The 15,867-nt window shown below is 45.5% G+C and carries 15 protein-coding genes and 2 pseudogenes; 6 read left to right on the forward strand and 11 right to left on the reverse strand.

Annotated features, from left to right (window positions below):
• Positions 1-172 precede the first annotated feature (172 nt).
• On the forward strand, positions 173-610 hold the full coding sequence (locus KXR87_RS18170) for a GNAT family N-acetyltransferase (protein ID WP_437433613.1): 438 nt from the start codon (positions 173-175) through the stop codon (positions 608-610).
• Positions 611-643: 33 nt separating this feature from the next.
• A pseudogene (locus KXR87_RS18175) lies at positions 644-802 on the forward strand (TetR family transcriptional regulator); the annotation flags it as partial.
• 111 nt (positions 803-913) lie between these two features.
• Here KXR87_RS18175 and KXR87_RS18180 read toward each other — a convergent pair.
• From KXR87_RS18180 to KXR87_RS18195, 4 genes are all read right to left on the reverse strand, one after another.
• Entirely contained in the window at positions 914-1,822 is a 909-nt protein-coding gene (locus KXR87_RS18180; RefSeq protein WP_437433614.1) for an ArsR/SmtB family transcription factor, read from the reverse strand.
• A gap of 389 nt (positions 1,823-2,211) precedes the next feature.
• Complete coding sequence (locus KXR87_RS18185) at positions 2,212-3,573, reverse strand: MFS transporter (protein ID WP_437433615.1); 1,362 nt, start codon at positions 3,571-3,573, stop codon at positions 2,212-2,214.
• A 176-nt stretch (positions 3,574-3,749) separates the two neighbouring features.
• Entirely contained in the window at positions 3,750-5,270 is a 1,521-nt protein-coding gene (locus KXR87_RS18190) for an alpha-N-arabinofuranosidase (protein WP_437433616.1), read from the reverse strand.
• A gap of 20 nt (positions 5,271-5,290) precedes the next feature.
• Entirely contained in the window at positions 5,291-6,613 is a 1,323-nt protein-coding gene (locus tag KXR87_RS18195; RefSeq protein ID WP_437433617.1) for an MFS transporter, read from the reverse strand.
• 309 nt (positions 6,614-6,922) lie between these two features.
• Here KXR87_RS18195 and KXR87_RS18200 point away from each other — a divergent pair, with 309 nt between their 5' ends.
• A complete protein-coding gene (locus KXR87_RS18200) occupies positions 6,923-7,360 on the forward strand; it encodes a helix-turn-helix domain-containing protein (protein ID WP_437433618.1) in 438 nt (145 codons plus the stop codon).
• A gap of 679 nt (positions 7,361-8,039) precedes the next feature.
• Here the strand turns inward: KXR87_RS18200 and KXR87_RS18205 are convergent.
• Positions 8,040-8,816: an alpha/beta fold hydrolase gene (locus KXR87_RS18205; protein WP_437433619.1), complete on the reverse strand. Its 777-nt coding sequence runs from the start codon at positions 8,814-8,816 to the stop codon at positions 8,040-8,042.
• Positions 8,817-8,959: 143 nt separating this feature from the next.
• Positions 8,960-9,172, reverse strand: coding sequence for a hypothetical protein (locus tag KXR87_RS18210; RefSeq protein ID WP_437433620.1), 213 nt, complete (start codon positions 9,170-9,172; stop codon positions 8,960-8,962).
• Positions 9,173-9,735: 563 nt separating this feature from the next.
• Here KXR87_RS18210 and KXR87_RS18215 point away from each other — a divergent pair.
• Together KXR87_RS18215 and KXR87_RS18220 are read left to right on the forward strand one after the other, a co-directional pair.
• Positions 9,736-11,286 carry a methyl-accepting chemotaxis protein gene (locus KXR87_RS18215; RefSeq protein WP_437433621.1) on the forward strand — a complete coding sequence of 517 codons (1,551 nt, stop codon included), beginning with the start codon at positions 9,736-9,738 and terminating at the stop codon, positions 11,284-11,286.
• Positions 11,287-11,436: 150 nt separating this feature from the next.
• Positions 11,437-12,112 (forward strand): annotated as a pseudogene (locus KXR87_RS18220) (class I SAM-dependent methyltransferase).
• 60 nt (positions 12,113-12,172) lie between these two features.
• On the opposite strand, the gene KXR87_RS18225 reads toward KXR87_RS18220, so the two are convergent.
• From KXR87_RS18225 to KXR87_RS18235, 3 genes are all read right to left on the reverse strand, one after another.
• Positions 12,173-12,475, reverse strand: coding sequence for a DUF1330 domain-containing protein (locus KXR87_RS18225; RefSeq protein ID WP_437433622.1), 303 nt, complete (start codon positions 12,473-12,475; stop codon positions 12,173-12,175).
• A gap of 89 nt (positions 12,476-12,564) precedes the next feature.
• Positions 12,565-13,314 (reverse strand): aldo/keto reductase, encoded by a 750-nt coding sequence (locus KXR87_RS18230; protein WP_437433623.1) that lies wholly within the window; start codon positions 13,312-13,314, stop codon positions 12,565-12,567.
• 28 nt (positions 13,315-13,342) lie between these two features.
• Positions 13,343-13,924, reverse strand: a complete 582-nt coding sequence (locus KXR87_RS18235; protein ID WP_437433624.1) for an NAD(P)H-dependent oxidoreductase — start codon at positions 13,922-13,924, stop codon at positions 13,343-13,345.
• A gap of 115 nt (positions 13,925-14,039) precedes the next feature.
• Here KXR87_RS18235 and KXR87_RS18240 point away from each other — a divergent pair, with 115 nt between their 5' ends.
• Positions 14,040-14,945, forward strand: coding sequence for a LysR substrate-binding domain-containing protein (locus tag KXR87_RS18240; protein WP_437433625.1), 906 nt, complete (start codon positions 14,040-14,042; stop codon positions 14,943-14,945).
• A 154-nt stretch (positions 14,946-15,099) separates the two neighbouring features.
• Here KXR87_RS18240 and KXR87_RS18245 read toward each other — a convergent pair whose 3' ends face one another.
• Both KXR87_RS18245 and KXR87_RS18250 read right to left on the reverse strand, forming a co-directional pair.
• On the reverse strand, positions 15,100-15,426 hold the full coding sequence (locus tag KXR87_RS18245; protein WP_437433655.1) for an NIPSNAP family protein: 327 nt from the start codon (positions 15,424-15,426) through the stop codon (positions 15,100-15,102).
• Positions 15,427-15,482: 56 nt separating this feature from the next.
• Complete coding sequence (locus tag KXR87_RS18250; protein ID WP_437433626.1) at positions 15,483-15,788, reverse strand: hypothetical protein; 306 nt, start codon at positions 15,786-15,788, stop codon at positions 15,483-15,485.
• Between the last annotated feature and the right edge of the window lie 79 nt (positions 15,789-15,867).

Here is a 15,867-nt window from a genome sequence, read left to right on the forward strand (position 1 = left end):
CTTGTGATTAACAACATAACACAATGCCAATAATATCTGCCCCTGATACAAAACAAAGGCAGGAAAGGGAAACACGCATGGGGTCTGAGAGGGCTACACGCAGATAATTTTATTGAATTAACTAATTAAATCTGAATATCTTTATCGAAAGCAAAGTAAAGAAGCGATCACAATGATTTCAATCAGGGCAGCGGAACTCAAAGATATTCCATCGTTAAAACGGCTTTTCCTGCAGTTAGGCTACAAGCCAGACAGCGCGAACTTAGAACAACGTATCAGTGAACAGCATGACAGGCTATGTACTTTAGTTGCTGTATCAGAGAATGAAGTTTGTGGCGTGATTGTCATAAACTTCATTATGCCTGTTCATGAAGATAGTTTATGGGCATTAGTTTCAGCGCTGGTAATAGATGAGTCGGCACGCGGACAGGGAGTAGGGCAGCAACTTCTCATTGCCTCTGAACACATTGCGGCTTTAAAGAAATGTTCTCAGATTGAGCTTTCAAGCAGTGAAAAAAGGGTCAAAGCGCATAACTTTTATGAAAAAAACGGATATAAAGAAGTAAGAAAGCGCTTCGTAAAGCTCCTTCGCAATCTTCCCCCCGCTTGATTAACACCAGGATGGAGTAAGTAGCCTCCGCCTCTGGCACTAAGCGGGCCATCCGGTACACCGCGAACCCGGTCTGTCGCGAAAAGCAGGCGTCAGTGCCCGCAAGGTTTTTGTGCGCCTGGCTACGCTGAAACCTCAATGAATGAACTGACTGCACAGGCGGGGCTGACCCGCGGTGCGCTTTTCCGCCATGTTTAAAAGTAAAGTCCGGATATAATCATTTACTCTGCTGCACAAGTTTTTAAAAAGAGGCATCAATAGATTATATCAGGACATAGTAATTCTAAAAATTACACCTGCTGTTTACGTTTCGGTAATAATTCTCGCGAGAATATCCTGGTCATAACGGCCGAAATTTTTCCCATATAAGGTGAAGCCACGCGCATTTTCACTTTCTGGCTGGACACTAAAGCGTAGGGTGAAAGGTTCAGATTCTCTGTTATGAAGTATTTTTTCAATCGTGATGTCAGATATTTTTCGTCCATCAATGAACGAGCCGCTTTTATTTATTCTTAATAATTTTAAAAAACCATATTGGTTTAAATGAGGCGGCCACCACACCGGGTTTCCACTGTATTTAACACCACCGATATCACCCGGGCTTTGCCAATAACCTAAATCCACATCGTTAAGAGAGAAATGTATATCAGAAGGCCAATCGTTATTGTAGTATGGAGCCTCAGAGCCAATCTCGAAAGAAATTTGGATCTCACTTACTTTATTACCAGCAGAATAATTAGGAATGCGATATTCTAAATATCCGGTCGTAAACCAAATAATACCGGCATCGATATGTTTTGGATCGGCAAAAACCTGCGGATTATCAAACTCACCAATAATCATCTCTTTGGTTGCCATTCCACAAGTTGGCATTACTTTGAAATTACTATATTGCCCAACTTTAAGCTCGGATTCGTAAACATTATCTTTGTTAGAACCTCCAAACTCAATAAGGATTTTGTCCTCAATGACATAACAATTTTTCTGAATACCATTCTTGGCGTAATTAGAGATGGTTTGTACGATCCCTGCGTCTTCAAGTTTTTTAATGTGCATTGTAACGGCGCCGTTTGTAATCCCTAAATGTTCGGCTAGTGCATTCATATTCATGCCATTACGTTCACTGAGTATTTCTATGATGCTGATACGAACAGAAGAATTAAGTGCTTTAAAAACTGCAGCTCCGGTCGATAATTTATTAATAAACAACATTAATAGCACCTACTATATATACATCACATATGGGCAAGTATAAACCTTTTTAGGTTTTTGTAAAACAGTATTTGGGAACAGGAAAATACTGGCCAATATAATGTACCTGGAATAAGGTCCACTACGGCATTGTGATTAACATCACACTTCATACAGGGCATACCTGTTGTTTAATCGAGCAACAGGTATGCCTGGCATGAGTGAATCTCTCAGGACGTCTTTTGCTTACGCAGGTACCCGCGTTTTTATTTCATACCGCCATATTTTATAACTAAAAATATAATCAGGATAATGATGATAAAGGTAACCGTTACACCTGTAAAATGCGGCATGGATGACCTTCTGATAATCACAAAAAGTTGAGAACGGACAGCACGACCATCTTCCCTCTAAGCTTCGCTCACTTTTTTTGCTGTCGGCGAAAAATTTTCAACGTCCATTGAACGATAGTATTTATCATTTATGATGTACCTAAACATTACCAGCCCCGTAAGAAGATGAAATACGCCCGGGATAATGGTTAACATTAATGTTATACCTAATATTGAATTTGATGACTGAATTGCGTTTGGTACATAACCAAAATTGGTAAATAAGAAGCCAACAAGCGCACCAGCAATGCCCATACCAAATTTTTGACAGAACGCAATCCCTCCAAATGTCAGGCCTGATACGCGCTTGCCTGTTTTATGAAATCCATAATCTATAGTGTCAGGGATAGATGCCCAAAATATTGGCGCATAAAGTGTAGAGCAAAATGATAACAGGAAAAACAAAGCGTAAGATAAAAGATTGCTGCCCGTTCCCGCCAATGCAAAAAATAATACTGATATAATAAAAGTCGCTATCTGGCTGTATCTGAATACTTTAATTTTACAATACTTTTTAGTCAGCCATGTGGAAATAATTACCGAGCAGATAAAGGCGCAAACGCCAACGGTCAGGAAGTATGAAACCGTTGAAGCATCTCCCCCCATATTGTATTTCGCATAATAAGCAGCCACCGTTCCTCTTAGTACTGATCCAACAGACACGAATATACATGCCAGGCAAAGAATGATCCATTGCTCATTCTTAAAGAGTGTTCTTACCTGATCTTTAACCGGGATATCTTCTCCACCGTGATGTATACGTTCCTTTGTTGAAAAGTAACAAAATAAAAGGAACAGGGTTCCTAATAACCCCATCAATCCCATTGCATATTGATATCCTGACTGAATATCGTTTTTCCCCAAATAGGCAGCCAATTGCGGTACGACTATTGACACCATAAATGCTGCCGCTTTGGCAAAGAATAGACGATAGCCATTTGCTGATAACCTTTCCTTAGGATCGTCTGTCAATACGCTGATTAATGATATATATGGAATAGTTATTGCTGTGAACATCAGCGTGACAAAGATATAGGAAGCATATGCATACATCAATTTTGCGTTATAATCTAAATCAGGTGTGCTGAAAGCAAGGTAGATAGAGATTCCAAAAGGAACGGAAAAATATAAAATATAAGGACGGTATCGCCCGTTTTTTGTAGAAAATTTTTCCGTCAGCAGCCCCATAAGCGGGTCGGTTACTGCATCTAACAATCTTACGACAATAAAAAGTAAAGCAAGGTCTTCAGAACGAATGCCGAATACGTCAGTATAAAAAAAGGTGATAATCAGCATCATGGAAGAGAAAACCAAATTAATGGCCATATCCCCAGAACCAAACCCAATCTTTTCGAAAACGCTCAGCTTATATTTATACATAGACTCATGCCTTCAATGATAAAGTTTATCTGCCAATAACTGCTACCGCGTATACGTAAAAATATTAATTAATTTTCACTGCAATCATCTGCTTCGTATTTTTTAAATAGTAAACTGGCGTGGCAAAACCTACGCCAGCTCCATGATCTATAAATAGATTAAATGTTATAACATTTTTACTGGCAGTGGATTTTATACCTGACCATATTCCACGAAAGAGGTTCGAGCATTAACCTATTTATTTCGGCTCCAGTTTGTTTCTCACAAGGTAGCACTTTCCCTGGGTTTGAAAGCGTGTTTGTTGCGTATACATCATCATTTTCTAAAGCTATATGTTGAATCATCTCCAAATGTCCAAACGAGCGAAAATCACACTGAATTTCTAACCTTTCGGTTAAGGATTTATTGATTGAAAATAAGGTTAGCTCGGTTTCATTTTCACTCAACACGGCGACAGCATCCAGCATGGGGACATCGGTAAAGTCCTTACTGTCATATTTAGGAGAATCAATAATCCCTTGAATTGCGGTGCCACGGCCATACTTTGAAGTATAATAAATGGGATAGAAAATTGTGTTTTTCCATAATTTACCATTTTTATCGGTCATTACCGGCGCAAGTACATTCACTAGTTGGGCATAAGCGGCGATTTTTACACGATCACAATTGCGTAATAGTGAGATTAACATAGCCCCGGCAACCAGTGCATCTTCAAAGTTATAAGGTTCTTCTAACAAAGCGGGGGCTATCGGCCATTCGTCACCGCGGTCGCGAATACTCGCCATATCATCCTTACGTGTATGGTACCAGACATTCCACTCGTCCAGAGAAATATAAATATCATTGTTTGATCTGTTTTTAACTTTCATATAATCAATCAAACTACCGATGGATTTAATGTAGTCATCAAATGCCAGCGTTTTGGCCAGGAAATTGGCCGTATCTTTTTCCACATTCAGGTAGTATTGGTGTAATGACAAATAATCAATAAAAGGGTGTGCTTCCTGAAGAAGCGTTTGCTCCCAATCACCAAAGGTTGGATATTCTTGTCCAGCGCTACCTGCCGCCACTATCTCAATCGATCCATCCTGCCGCTTCATTGCCTTTGCAGTCTCGCGCGCGACGCGTGCATATTCAAAAGGTGTCTGCTGACCAACTTGCCATACGCCATCTAACTCGTTACCGATTGCCCACGTTTTAATACGATGCGGTTCTTTGTAACCGTGAGAGATGCGTAGATCGCTGTAATAGGTACCGGACTCTCTGTTGCAATAATCAAGTAAATTGAGGGCATCAAGGATCCCCCGGGTGCCGACATTGACCGTCATCATGGCTTCAGCACCCACTTTTTTTAACCAGTCCATGTATTCATTTGTTCCGATCTGATTGGTTTCTATACATTTCCATGCCAGATCGGGTTTACGGGGTCGCTTTTCTTTAGGACCTACGCCATCTTCCCAAACATAGGTAGCTACGAAGTTACCCCCAGGCAGGCGAATCATTGGAACATTCAGTTCATTGACTGCTGCAATGACATCCTGACGAAAGCCATCACTGTCGGCCGTTGGATCTTGCGGATCATAAATCCCGCCATAGACGCAGCGCCCTAAATTTTCTACAAAGGATCCATAAATACGGTTATCGATTTTTGAAATAATATAATCTTTGTCAAAGACGAATCTGGCTTTTTTAGTCATTACGTATCTATCCTTTTCTGTTATTTAGCGGAATATGTATTGTTTAATCTGATATTTTTTGCAGCAGTATCTAATTCAGGACTTCTTAAGGTTGCCAGCAGTAAACCTGCCATTATTTGTACGCCGACAATAAAGAACAGCCCCATTTGGGTACTACCTGTAAGATCTATCAGATAGCCAAAAAGGTAAGGGCCGACAAATCCACCGAGATTCCCTACACCGTTTATTAACCCTGTGGCTGCGCCAATAGCTGCGGAACTGATAACAATTGAAGGAATTGTCCAGAAGACGGGACTAAAACCGGCCCAAATTCCCTGAGCAATAAGAATGAATATAATTGAAACGAAAGGTGCACTACCCGTCATAGCGGAAACAGCGAGCGCCACACCACAGATTAGTAATATAGAAACGGCATGCCATTTACGCTCTCCGGTTCTATCTGAGTGGCTGGAGACAAAAAACATGACTGCCAGACCGATGAGCGGCGCTATCGTGGATAAAATACCTACCAGCGTATAACTCGATCCGGTTACTGAATTTGCTATGGTTGGCCACCATATACTAAGACCATAGTTAAACATGTTGTTAAGAAGGAAAACGATTGTCAGGAGCCAGACAAATTTATTCTTGAGCACGACTCTCATTACGCTCTTGTCTTTATTTTTTGCCGAGTTTTGCTCATCGTTTGAAAACTCTCTTGCTAAATATTCTTTCTCGGTTTGGCTAAGGAATTTTGCTTCAGTCGGGGTTTCAGCAATTAGCCATACCCAAAACAACACACCAATTAATACCGGGATGCCCTGGAAAACAAAAAGCATCTGCCATGAAAAATGATCAACTAAGAAGCCAGAGAGAGGTCCTACGATAAAATTGGAGACCGTTGCGCCAATCGACCAGTAACCGATGGCTCTTGCTCGTTCACGTTGTGGAAACCATTTACCAATCAAAATCAATGTGGTGGGATACAGCATACTCTGACTCAAGCCCAGTAAAAAACGCATCGTCAGTAGTTGCCCACCGCTTTGTACAAAACCCATTGAAACGCAGACTACGCCCCATGCCACCATGCAGTAGGTGATGATTTTTTTAGCGCTTACTTTCTGCGCCAAATGTCCACCGGGGATTTGCAGTAATAAATACCCAATAAAAAATATTCCTCCTACCAGACCTGAGATCGTGGCCGATAGATCGAACGACTGTCCCATCCCGTGGAAGGCATAACCAATGTTATTGCGGCAGATCAGAGCCAGGAGGTACATGACTGCCAGCATGGGAATAATACGGGTAAATCTTTTTCTGTCTGACCAGGACTGAGTCCCCGAATCGCTGTGCACTGAATTCATCTTTGCAACCTTGTAGTGTTTTAGTAAAACCTAAAATATTTATCAAAAGTCTAAAATTAAATTAATTTCGACACACAAGGTTGTCAATGTTCAGTCGCTGATTGCTTTAAAGATAATTGCTTTAAATATCAAATATTTAAATATTGTGATCAAAGCCGAGATCGCCATTTATTTTTCATAAAATACAATAGGTTAAATTTTGTTTAGCGCTGGGTTTGCGGGAGACTTGTGGAATATCAATTTTGTGATTTATCTATCTAAATTTATTTAGCTGTTTTGTGAAATGGTGGGTTTTCTCAAGGCAGGTGAATGATGAAATTTTGTACAGTGGTTAGCGCGTTGATTATCCAGCAGATGGCTTACACCATGTTGATCCAGGCGCTGCGTTTACATCTTTGTGATGCGAGCCGTTCCAGTGTGGGCTGGCTTTTTGCACTCGCCGATAAGCAACTAAGCGCAGCCATTAGCACGATGCACAGGAATCCTGGCCATAACTGGACGCTGCAAACACTGGCTGAAAATCTAGGTATGTCACGCTCAAGCTTTGCCAGACATTTCAAAGAAAAAGTCGGCACCTCACCGATGGAGTACCTTACCCGCTGGCGCAGGCTGTTGGCCTGCGATCGTCTAAAAAACATCCGTCACTCCGTCGCAGTGATTGCCAACGCTATGGATTACGAATCTGAGAGTGCATTTGGTAAAGCGTTTAAACGTGTGATGGACTATTCACCCAGGCAACATCGTTAGATGGCGTCTGAAAAGGGAGGAGGTCTGCAGTTTTTATATTCCCGGAGTAGCCTGAGCAGGGTGACTTGACCCCACCATGCCAGAGAGCCTTCATTTGCACATCTCGATTTCGCAGGAAAAGGCGCCTACCTGCCGCTTGTCGGCGACTTTCTCAGCTTCAGTGAGATTACTGACACGCTTAATCAGCTTGGGCACCCGGTAACCTTTAAACAGGCTCCACGCGACGTCTATGCCGGTTTCTTCCCTGGCGCTGAAGCACTGGACGATACGCTGGCCTATTACGAAAAATATACCTATCCTGGCCCGGGTTCACACGAAGCTGCGATTGCACTGGCAAATAATGTTGCAGGCTTTCAACCAGCCACTTTTCAATCCTGGGCCAGAGAGAATTTTGTACTTAACAGGAAATAGATCCCCTCAGATTGCCTTAATTTACCCACGAAGGGGATGAATCATTTTGCGGCGATCCTAATTTAGCCCCGCTTTGAGCGCTCCCGGATTGATGCGGAATTAACTTTATATTTCCGCGTCTGGCACTAAGCGGACAAGCTGACTGAGCTAAGGGCCCGCTGTGAGTGAAAGCGGGCATTGACCGAACGTTCCTGCGGCTAACGCTACCACTTTTAAATAAAAAGGCCACCTATGGTGACCAGTTTAATGAGCCTTTTCGTCATAAGGGCTATTCAGCAAAACACTTCCGGGCATGCTCTTCCACGAACGCCGTGACGGTTTCCGGCGCTTCAAGCGGCGGGAAATGGTTCACGCCTTTCAGGATTTTCAGCTCCGCGCCACCGCCCAGCACCTGCTGCAGCGCCGTTGCAAACGGAGGCGGGTTAGGCGCGTCATTTTCACCCTGCAGAATCAACGCAGGCGCGGTGATTGCATCATACTGATCGGCCATTTCATGATTCAGGAACGCGGCGGCATTGGCCTGCATCGAGTGCGCTGGCCATTTTGCAGCCTCTGCGCCCATACTTTCGGTAACCCCAAACGGCTCATAAAACGCTACAGCGCCGGAAGGCGTTGATACCGCCTCGCAGACCATATCGACCGTCATACCCGCTTCACGCATCTGCTTCCCATCCACATAACAGGCGGTATACACCAGCCCGGCAACCTGCTGCGGATAGTTCACCGCAAACGTGGAAATGATATTGCAGCCGATGGAGTGAGATACGAGCACGACCGGGCCCTTGATGCCAGCGGCATCAATCACGGCTTTTAAATCTTCAGCATGGCGGGGGATGCTGTAAGCCTCCGGCTGCAGTGGTTTGGCCGAGCGCCCGTAGCCGCGGCTGTCGTACGCAACCGTGTGGAATTTTGCAGACAGCGCGTCAGTCTGCGCCTGCCAGATATCACTGATGCCAAAGTAGCCGGCGACAAAAACAACCGGCATGCCCTGGCCCTTTGCATCAAAATAAATCTCAATGCCGTCATCAGTAGTTGCGTAAGACATTCTTTATTCCTCATGTATTAACCGTCAGGAAAGTTTAAAGAGTGTTCGGCGCTCTCCGTGAGTGGCAGAAAAGTCAAAATGCGATGCCTTCGGGTCAAATTAACGGCAGCCGGAAGATTACCAGGAGTGCACGACAGATGGCCTTACGGTATCTGCTGGCGGCTGTGCCGGATATAAACGCCTCGTCCAGCACCATAAAAAGCGTAAGGTTTACGAAGAGGTATTTTTGTCCCTATTCCATCGAATGTTGTGCTGGGCGTTTCTGGAAAACCATAACAACACAGTACAACCGGACCTTCACCGGCTTCGAGATACAGGAGTGTTATTTCGTTCACATTGACTGACTTACGCTGCATGGAATTCTCCCGAATTAATAAAGTGTTCATGCGCATCGTCGGCTTAAAAGCAGCATACACGCTGTGTTACGAAAGTCCGCTTCTGGCACGCGCTGGGCATTGCTGGCTGAGCTTGAGCTCCACTGTGAGCGAAAAACGGACATTGCTACCAGCATGGCGTGTGAAGCAACGGGGGGCAGGTCAGAACTTACTTTCAGGCTCACTATTTTCCTGACGCTTTGCTTTTCTGTATTTGTTGCAAAAGGCGTTATGCGCAAAGCAGGCTCAGGCAATATGTTATTTGATATATTATGTTTCCTCCGCAATTTTTAAATTTTCTGAGCTATGAAATGGTTTCTGATCTGTCCTCAACCAGTCAGTGTCGTGACATCGAAGAATATTCCCTTGAGCTTATATTAGCTATCCCTTTGAAAATTAATCGGTAAGAAAGCAAAAGTGAATATATCTTCCTGACTGCATAATTTTTGTCGGTTTTAGTTAAAGTCAGAAAAACTCATGCCGATATTTTATATGTTTTACGTCTCTTCAGGCTGCTATCTCAAATTATGTGGATCGAGGTTAAAATGTTCAGGAACTTGGCTATCAAGAAAAAATTCTCTTTTGCCTTTGGGGTCGTTTTAGTTTTGTTATTGGCGCTGTGCGCAGCCTTCTACAATAATTTTTCCAACATCGTTAGTACCAATGAATGGAACATTCATAGCTGGCGCGTCATTGATAAAAGCCGCGCCCTGACCCAAAGTCTGGTGAATATGGAAACCGGTCTGCGCGGCTATGCCATTAATGGTAAAGAGGAAATGCTGGCTCCGTGGAACTCGGGTAAAGAGGATTTTGCTAAATTTTGGCAGGAAACTAAAGACTTAACGGCGGATAACCCTGCACAGCAGACACGCCTGGATAATTTGCTTAATCAGGAGAAAGAGTGGCAGGAGAAGTTTGTCGCTGAGTTGCTTGAGCACCGTCGCGCATTAAATGCCGGGTCAATGACGCAGGGGGATTTCACTACCGCCTTCGAAGCCAATACCGGTAAGCCGCAAATGGATCAGATGCGTAAAACCATCGATGAAATCGTCCATGATGAAACGCGTCTGCTTCGCGAACGCCAGAATTCTGTCGATTCTGTACAGACACAGACCGGGCTTACCTTGTTTATCGGCGCGCTGTTGGGAGTAGTCATCGCTTCCGCTTTAGGCTATATCCTTGCCCGCACCATAACCCTTCCGCTTGGGGAGGCGGTAAAAGCAGCTAAGGCGATTGCCGCAGGCGATCTCTCTTCCCGTTTGGTAGCACGTTCAAAAGATGAAACCGGTGTACTGATCGGTGCCCTTACCGCCATGCAGGAGCAGCTCAAAAAAGTGGTATCGGATATTCAGAACGCGGCGTCCTCCATCGATAGCGCTTCTAAAGAAGTCGCGATGGGCAATACTGATCTCTCTGTACGAACTGAACAGCAGGCTGCCTCGTTGGAAGAAACCTCAGCCAGCATGGAGCAACTGACGGCGACCGTGAGGCAAAACGCCTCTAATGCGCAAAACGCCAGCAGCCTGGCTTCCAACGCGTCCGAGGTTGCGCAGCAGGGAGGAAAAGTGGTGGACGAAGTCGTCTCGACCATGGCAGCCATTTATGACAGCTCACAAAGCGTGGTCGATATTATTGGCACCATAGAAAGCATCGCTTTCCAGACCAATATCCTGGCGCTCAACGCTGCGGTGGAAGCCGCCCGCGCAGGCGAGCAGGGCCGCGGTTTCGCCGTGGTGGCAAGCGAAGTGCGTGCACTTGCTCAGCGTAGCGCGACTGCAGCAAAAGATATTAAATCGCTGATTGAAGCCTCGAATCACCGCGTATCCGTAGGCACAGAGCTGGTCGCACAGGCAGGCAAAACCATGGCTGAGATAGTCACGGCGATCAGCAATGTCTCAGTGATAATGTCAGAAATCTACACCGCCTCCGGCGAGCAGGTTAATGGTATTGAGCATGTAGGTATCGCTATCACGCAGATGGATGAAGTGACCCAACAAAACGCCGCGCTGGTTCAACAGGCCGCCTCAGCTGCCGCGTCGCTGGAGGATCAGGCTGCTCAGTTAAACCGCTCGGCTGCGATTTTTAAACTCGCCTGATAACTGGATTTACCTTTAAATAACTGGCACATATGTTTACGTCCGCTCTGAGCAAGGAGCGGAAGATATTGCATGACCAGGCTCGTAGATTCACTTCATCGATAATTAATATTAAATGAAGGGGTTTATTGCGAAAAGAGTGTCTTCAATATGAACCCCTATGAAAAACACTACAGGCAACTGATAGCAGACGAAGCTAACGCCTGGGCAGGTAAAGGCTATGCCAGGGCTAAAAACAGCAGGAAAAAATCTTTCACTGGCTCAACACGCATCAGTATTTTCCTAAGCCAGGCACGCGGGTACTTGAGAAGGGGTATGGGAATGGAGCAATGGCAGCCCAGTCTCTTGCTGAACGGGGATATTCTGTCTGGGGATAGACTTTTCGGAAAAAGCTATCCGGTGGGCAAAAGAGCATTTTCATCAAGCTGGTCCCTCTGCACATTTTTTTGTAGGAAATGTTTGTCGTATCCATCATTTTAAGGACTCATCGTTTGAGTTAATTATTGACGGCAATTGTTTGCATTGCCTCATTGACGATGACCGGGCTCTCTTTTTTTCAGAGGTGAAGAGATTGCTCAAACCCGGAGGAAGGGTTGTGATCAGTTCTATGTGCGGAATCCCTGATTATTCTTCAGACATTAGCGCTTATGATCCGGTCAGGTACCATTTACTAAAATAAGGTCAACCCTGGCGTACTCTGTAACTACTCGCGGCTTTAACTGATGAGGTACAGGAAGCACAATTTAATGTGCTTGCAATAGGAGTTAATAACAACCCGTGGTGGGCTCATGCCACACGGGTATGTGCATCATCCGGTGCTTCTTAACAGGAATTGAACAGTCAAATAATTACCCTTTGTCCGTTTTGAGCGAGTGGCGACATGATACTAGTTGGTGTCAAAGGATGGACCCTCAACCAGTACAAATGTTCCGGTTGCAGCACCTGCCCGTATTGACCTGGCTGCCTGATATCCAGGGCTTTTATAAAAACGTTTGGCCTCGGCATAAGAAGCAAACTCAAAGACAACATGCCGTTCATGTGAATCACCCTCAAGATTTTCATACTGCCCAGACCAGGCAATTATCTTCGGATTGAATTCCTGCATTGCCTCTTTGGCAGCTCTGGCATATTCAGCGTAAGCGACAGGGTCTGATACAGTTACATGGGCGATTAAATAACCTTTATTCATTTTTCTTTGTCCTTCGTGGGTGATGTTGTATTTCAGTGTAAACGCCCAGACATAGGTGACGAAGCTGAGATGTTTACAATGGTTCAGGTTTAACTCTGCGTTTTAAAAGTGAAAGGGTTCGGATAACGTTCTGCATCCTGATGTTCGATCATCCATCCCGGGTAATGAGGAGACATCGCGCTTATCGCATCAAGATGCGTCAGTTCTTCGGCTGTCAGAGTGATGTCTGTCGCGCCAAGATTATCGGTGAGCTGGGTGACCCGTTTTACCCCGATAATCACGCTGGTAACCCATGGCCTGGCAAGTAACCATGCCAATGCGATTCTGCTTACCGATACAGCGTATTTGTCTGCAATGACTCGCATTTCAGCAACGCATCGCCACGCGAGATCGCGATCAACGGGGGGAAAATCTTCTATAGGTGTGATGGGATCACTCGCATGTATCTGGAACAGATCAATATAATCGACCTGCAGTCGTTCCAGGCTTCGCTGCACTGAATCCATGATGTGTCCGCGTGAGGCACCCTTATCGTTCGGCCCGGATCCCATCACACCACCCGTTTTTGTGGCAAGAATGATATCGCTACGTACCACGCCAAGCTCTTTAATCGCCACTCCCGTTATACGCTCAGACTGACCAAAGGAATAAATGTCAGCGGTATCAATAAAATTAATGCCGGCAGATAATGCCTGCGCGATAAGCTGGTTCGCTTCTTTCTGCGCGACAGCACCGATTGAGGACCACATACCCGCATCCGCGTTTCCACCCAGGGTCATCGTACCGAGACACAATTCCGAAACGAACAGGCCTGTCCGGCCAAGCTGGTTATATTTCATTTGATCAGCCTCTTTTTATTTAACATCTTTAAGCTTTAGCGGGATGAAACTGCGCGGCAATATTTGCGACACGTGCCCCATACCGGCGTGCCGTTTCGAGATCACCGATGGACATCTCTTCAGGCGAAGCGTCAGCGGGGGTTTGTGCCATTGGACCGATATTTGATCCCATCCGGTTAAGATCATCACGCAACGACGCTTTGGTGTTTGAGGATTTGATATCCATGTTCACCCAGATACCGCCGTGCTGACCAGCCAGTAGAAAGAAATAGGCCAGGGTATTCAGTTTGTCACCATTGATGCTGGCGCTGTTGGTAAAGCCGCCAAAAATTTTGTTAACCCACTTACCCTCAAACCAGGGTTTTGACGAGGCATCGGCAAATTTTTTGAACTGCCAGCTTGGCCCTCCCATATAGGTTGGCGAACCGAGCAGAATGACATCGGCCTCGCTGATTTTCTCCCATGCGTTTTCAGCAATATTTCCTTCGGAGTCGATGGCTATCAGTGTGGCACTGGCACCGTCCGCGACAGCCGCTGCCATCCGTTCCGTATGCCCGTAGCCAGAGTGATAGATAACAACGGCATTAATCGTTCTCATGGGATGAGACATTTTGATTACCTCCAGAGAGAGTCAGTGGGATATAAAGTGTTAATGCAGTCTATTAGGTATTAATATCCGCATAAATGGCCCAAAAAATAACGCACTGTTACCCGGATGGTGAACAATGAAAAACCTCGAATCACTGATTATTTTTGCGCGTGTGGCAGAAATGAAGAGTTTTACTCAGGCGGCTGAAAGTCTGGGTATCAAGAAAGGACGCGCTTCAGTGGTGGTCCGTGAACTGGAACATGACGTAGGAACTACACTTTTGCACCGCACAACGCGAACCGTGCAGCTAACGGAGGACGGACGTGCTTTCTATACACGCGCACGCGATCTGTTATCGGAAGCTGAAGATTTGCGGTCAATGTTCACAAATTTCGGTAGGCCATTGCGGGGCCGGTTACGCGTTGATATGCCAGCCGTGCTGGCGGAAAGCGTGGTAATCCCGGCCCTGCCAGCGTTGCTAAAAGCACACCCTGAACTGGAGCTTGAGCTTTCAAGTACCGACCGTCGTGTCGATTTGGTTCCTGAAGGGTTCGATTGCGTGGTTCGTCTGGGGCCCATCGTGGATGAAACACTTATTGCCAGGCCCCTGGGACATTTACGCATGATCAATGCAGCAAGCCCGGACTATCTGGATTGCTTCGGTATGCCGCTGACGATTAATGATTTGCTTAACCAGGGACACAGAATGGTTCATTACATGCGGAATTTTGGTTCAAAACCTGACGGATGGGAGTATCCGACAGGCGATGGTTACAAGTCTCTTATGTTACCAGGCACAATGAGAGTCAACAGCGTACCGGCTTATCATGAGGCCGGACTGGCGGGTTTAGGTTTAATTCAGGGAGGGTATTCCTCGCTCATGCCGCATATCAAACGTGGTGCCCTGATTGAGGTCCTTCCTGATCTACGCCCTGAGCCGCTCACCGCATCATTTGTCATCGCGCACCGGCGCAATTTGTCGCCGCGTGTAAAGGCTTTTATGAGCTGGACAGAAGCGATTCTAAAACCTTATTTTGACTGATAATTCTGATAGTCGAAGATACATTTCAGGCACTATTGTGTATTAATCAAAAGGGAGCAGAATAATTTTAGGTCGTTGAGTTCTGTCACTAAAATGCCCCCTGCCTGCCACACATATTTACCATAATGTTACAGCGGCGAACTGGTTGTTTTGCTCATTTCCTCAACCCATCTATCACCGTTACAGGAAGGATCATGACTGACTTCACGCTGACTTTAATCCGATCGATGATTGCCGTTCTTGGTCCCTTCTGCCATGCCTCACTTCCGTAAAATGCTTCCTGCGATACCTTCATATGTTCAATATTATCGAATGCCCGGAACAGGTAGTACGAATCCTCATCATGCAGGGAGCAGCCAAAGGCAACGATATCGAGCCCAGCCTCACGATGGAGAGGCGCACTTATCCCGGACATAATTTCATGGAATTCCTGCCTGGTACCGGGTTGCAGGACATACTGCATTAACTCAACGGCTTTCATCAGTTCGGCTTCATTGGTATGCATACTTAAATTAACCATACTATCCCTGTTGCGAATTAAGTCCCGATGACTACAGGCTGATGTTTTTTCAACAAGTCCTGCCTGCCCGGATTACATTCCTGTTTTGTCCCTGGAAGATAAAATTTACCAGAAAAATCAGGAGCAGTACCGCCCGGACACCCCGGCCTGCCGGGCGTGTTACTCGCGCTACCGCCGTCTGAATCGTTCCCACCATCAGCGCCGTCTGCACTTTTATTCCCTATATAACCACCCGCCCCCGCTTTTCCGACAGAGCCGCCATGACCGGCGCTCACAGAAAAAGCGAACATGGCGAAAAAACAGGCCAGAAAATATTTACACATCTGTATCTCCCCATTCGTAAAAATCAGCCTTTGCGCCTGTTAGTATCACTGAGAAAGATACCCTAACTAAAGCTTTATA

Source organism: Yokenella regensburgei (genome assembly GCF_051486985.1).
Taxonomy (GTDB): Bacteria; Pseudomonadota; Gammaproteobacteria; order Enterobacterales; family Enterobacteriaceae; genus CBFFRJ01.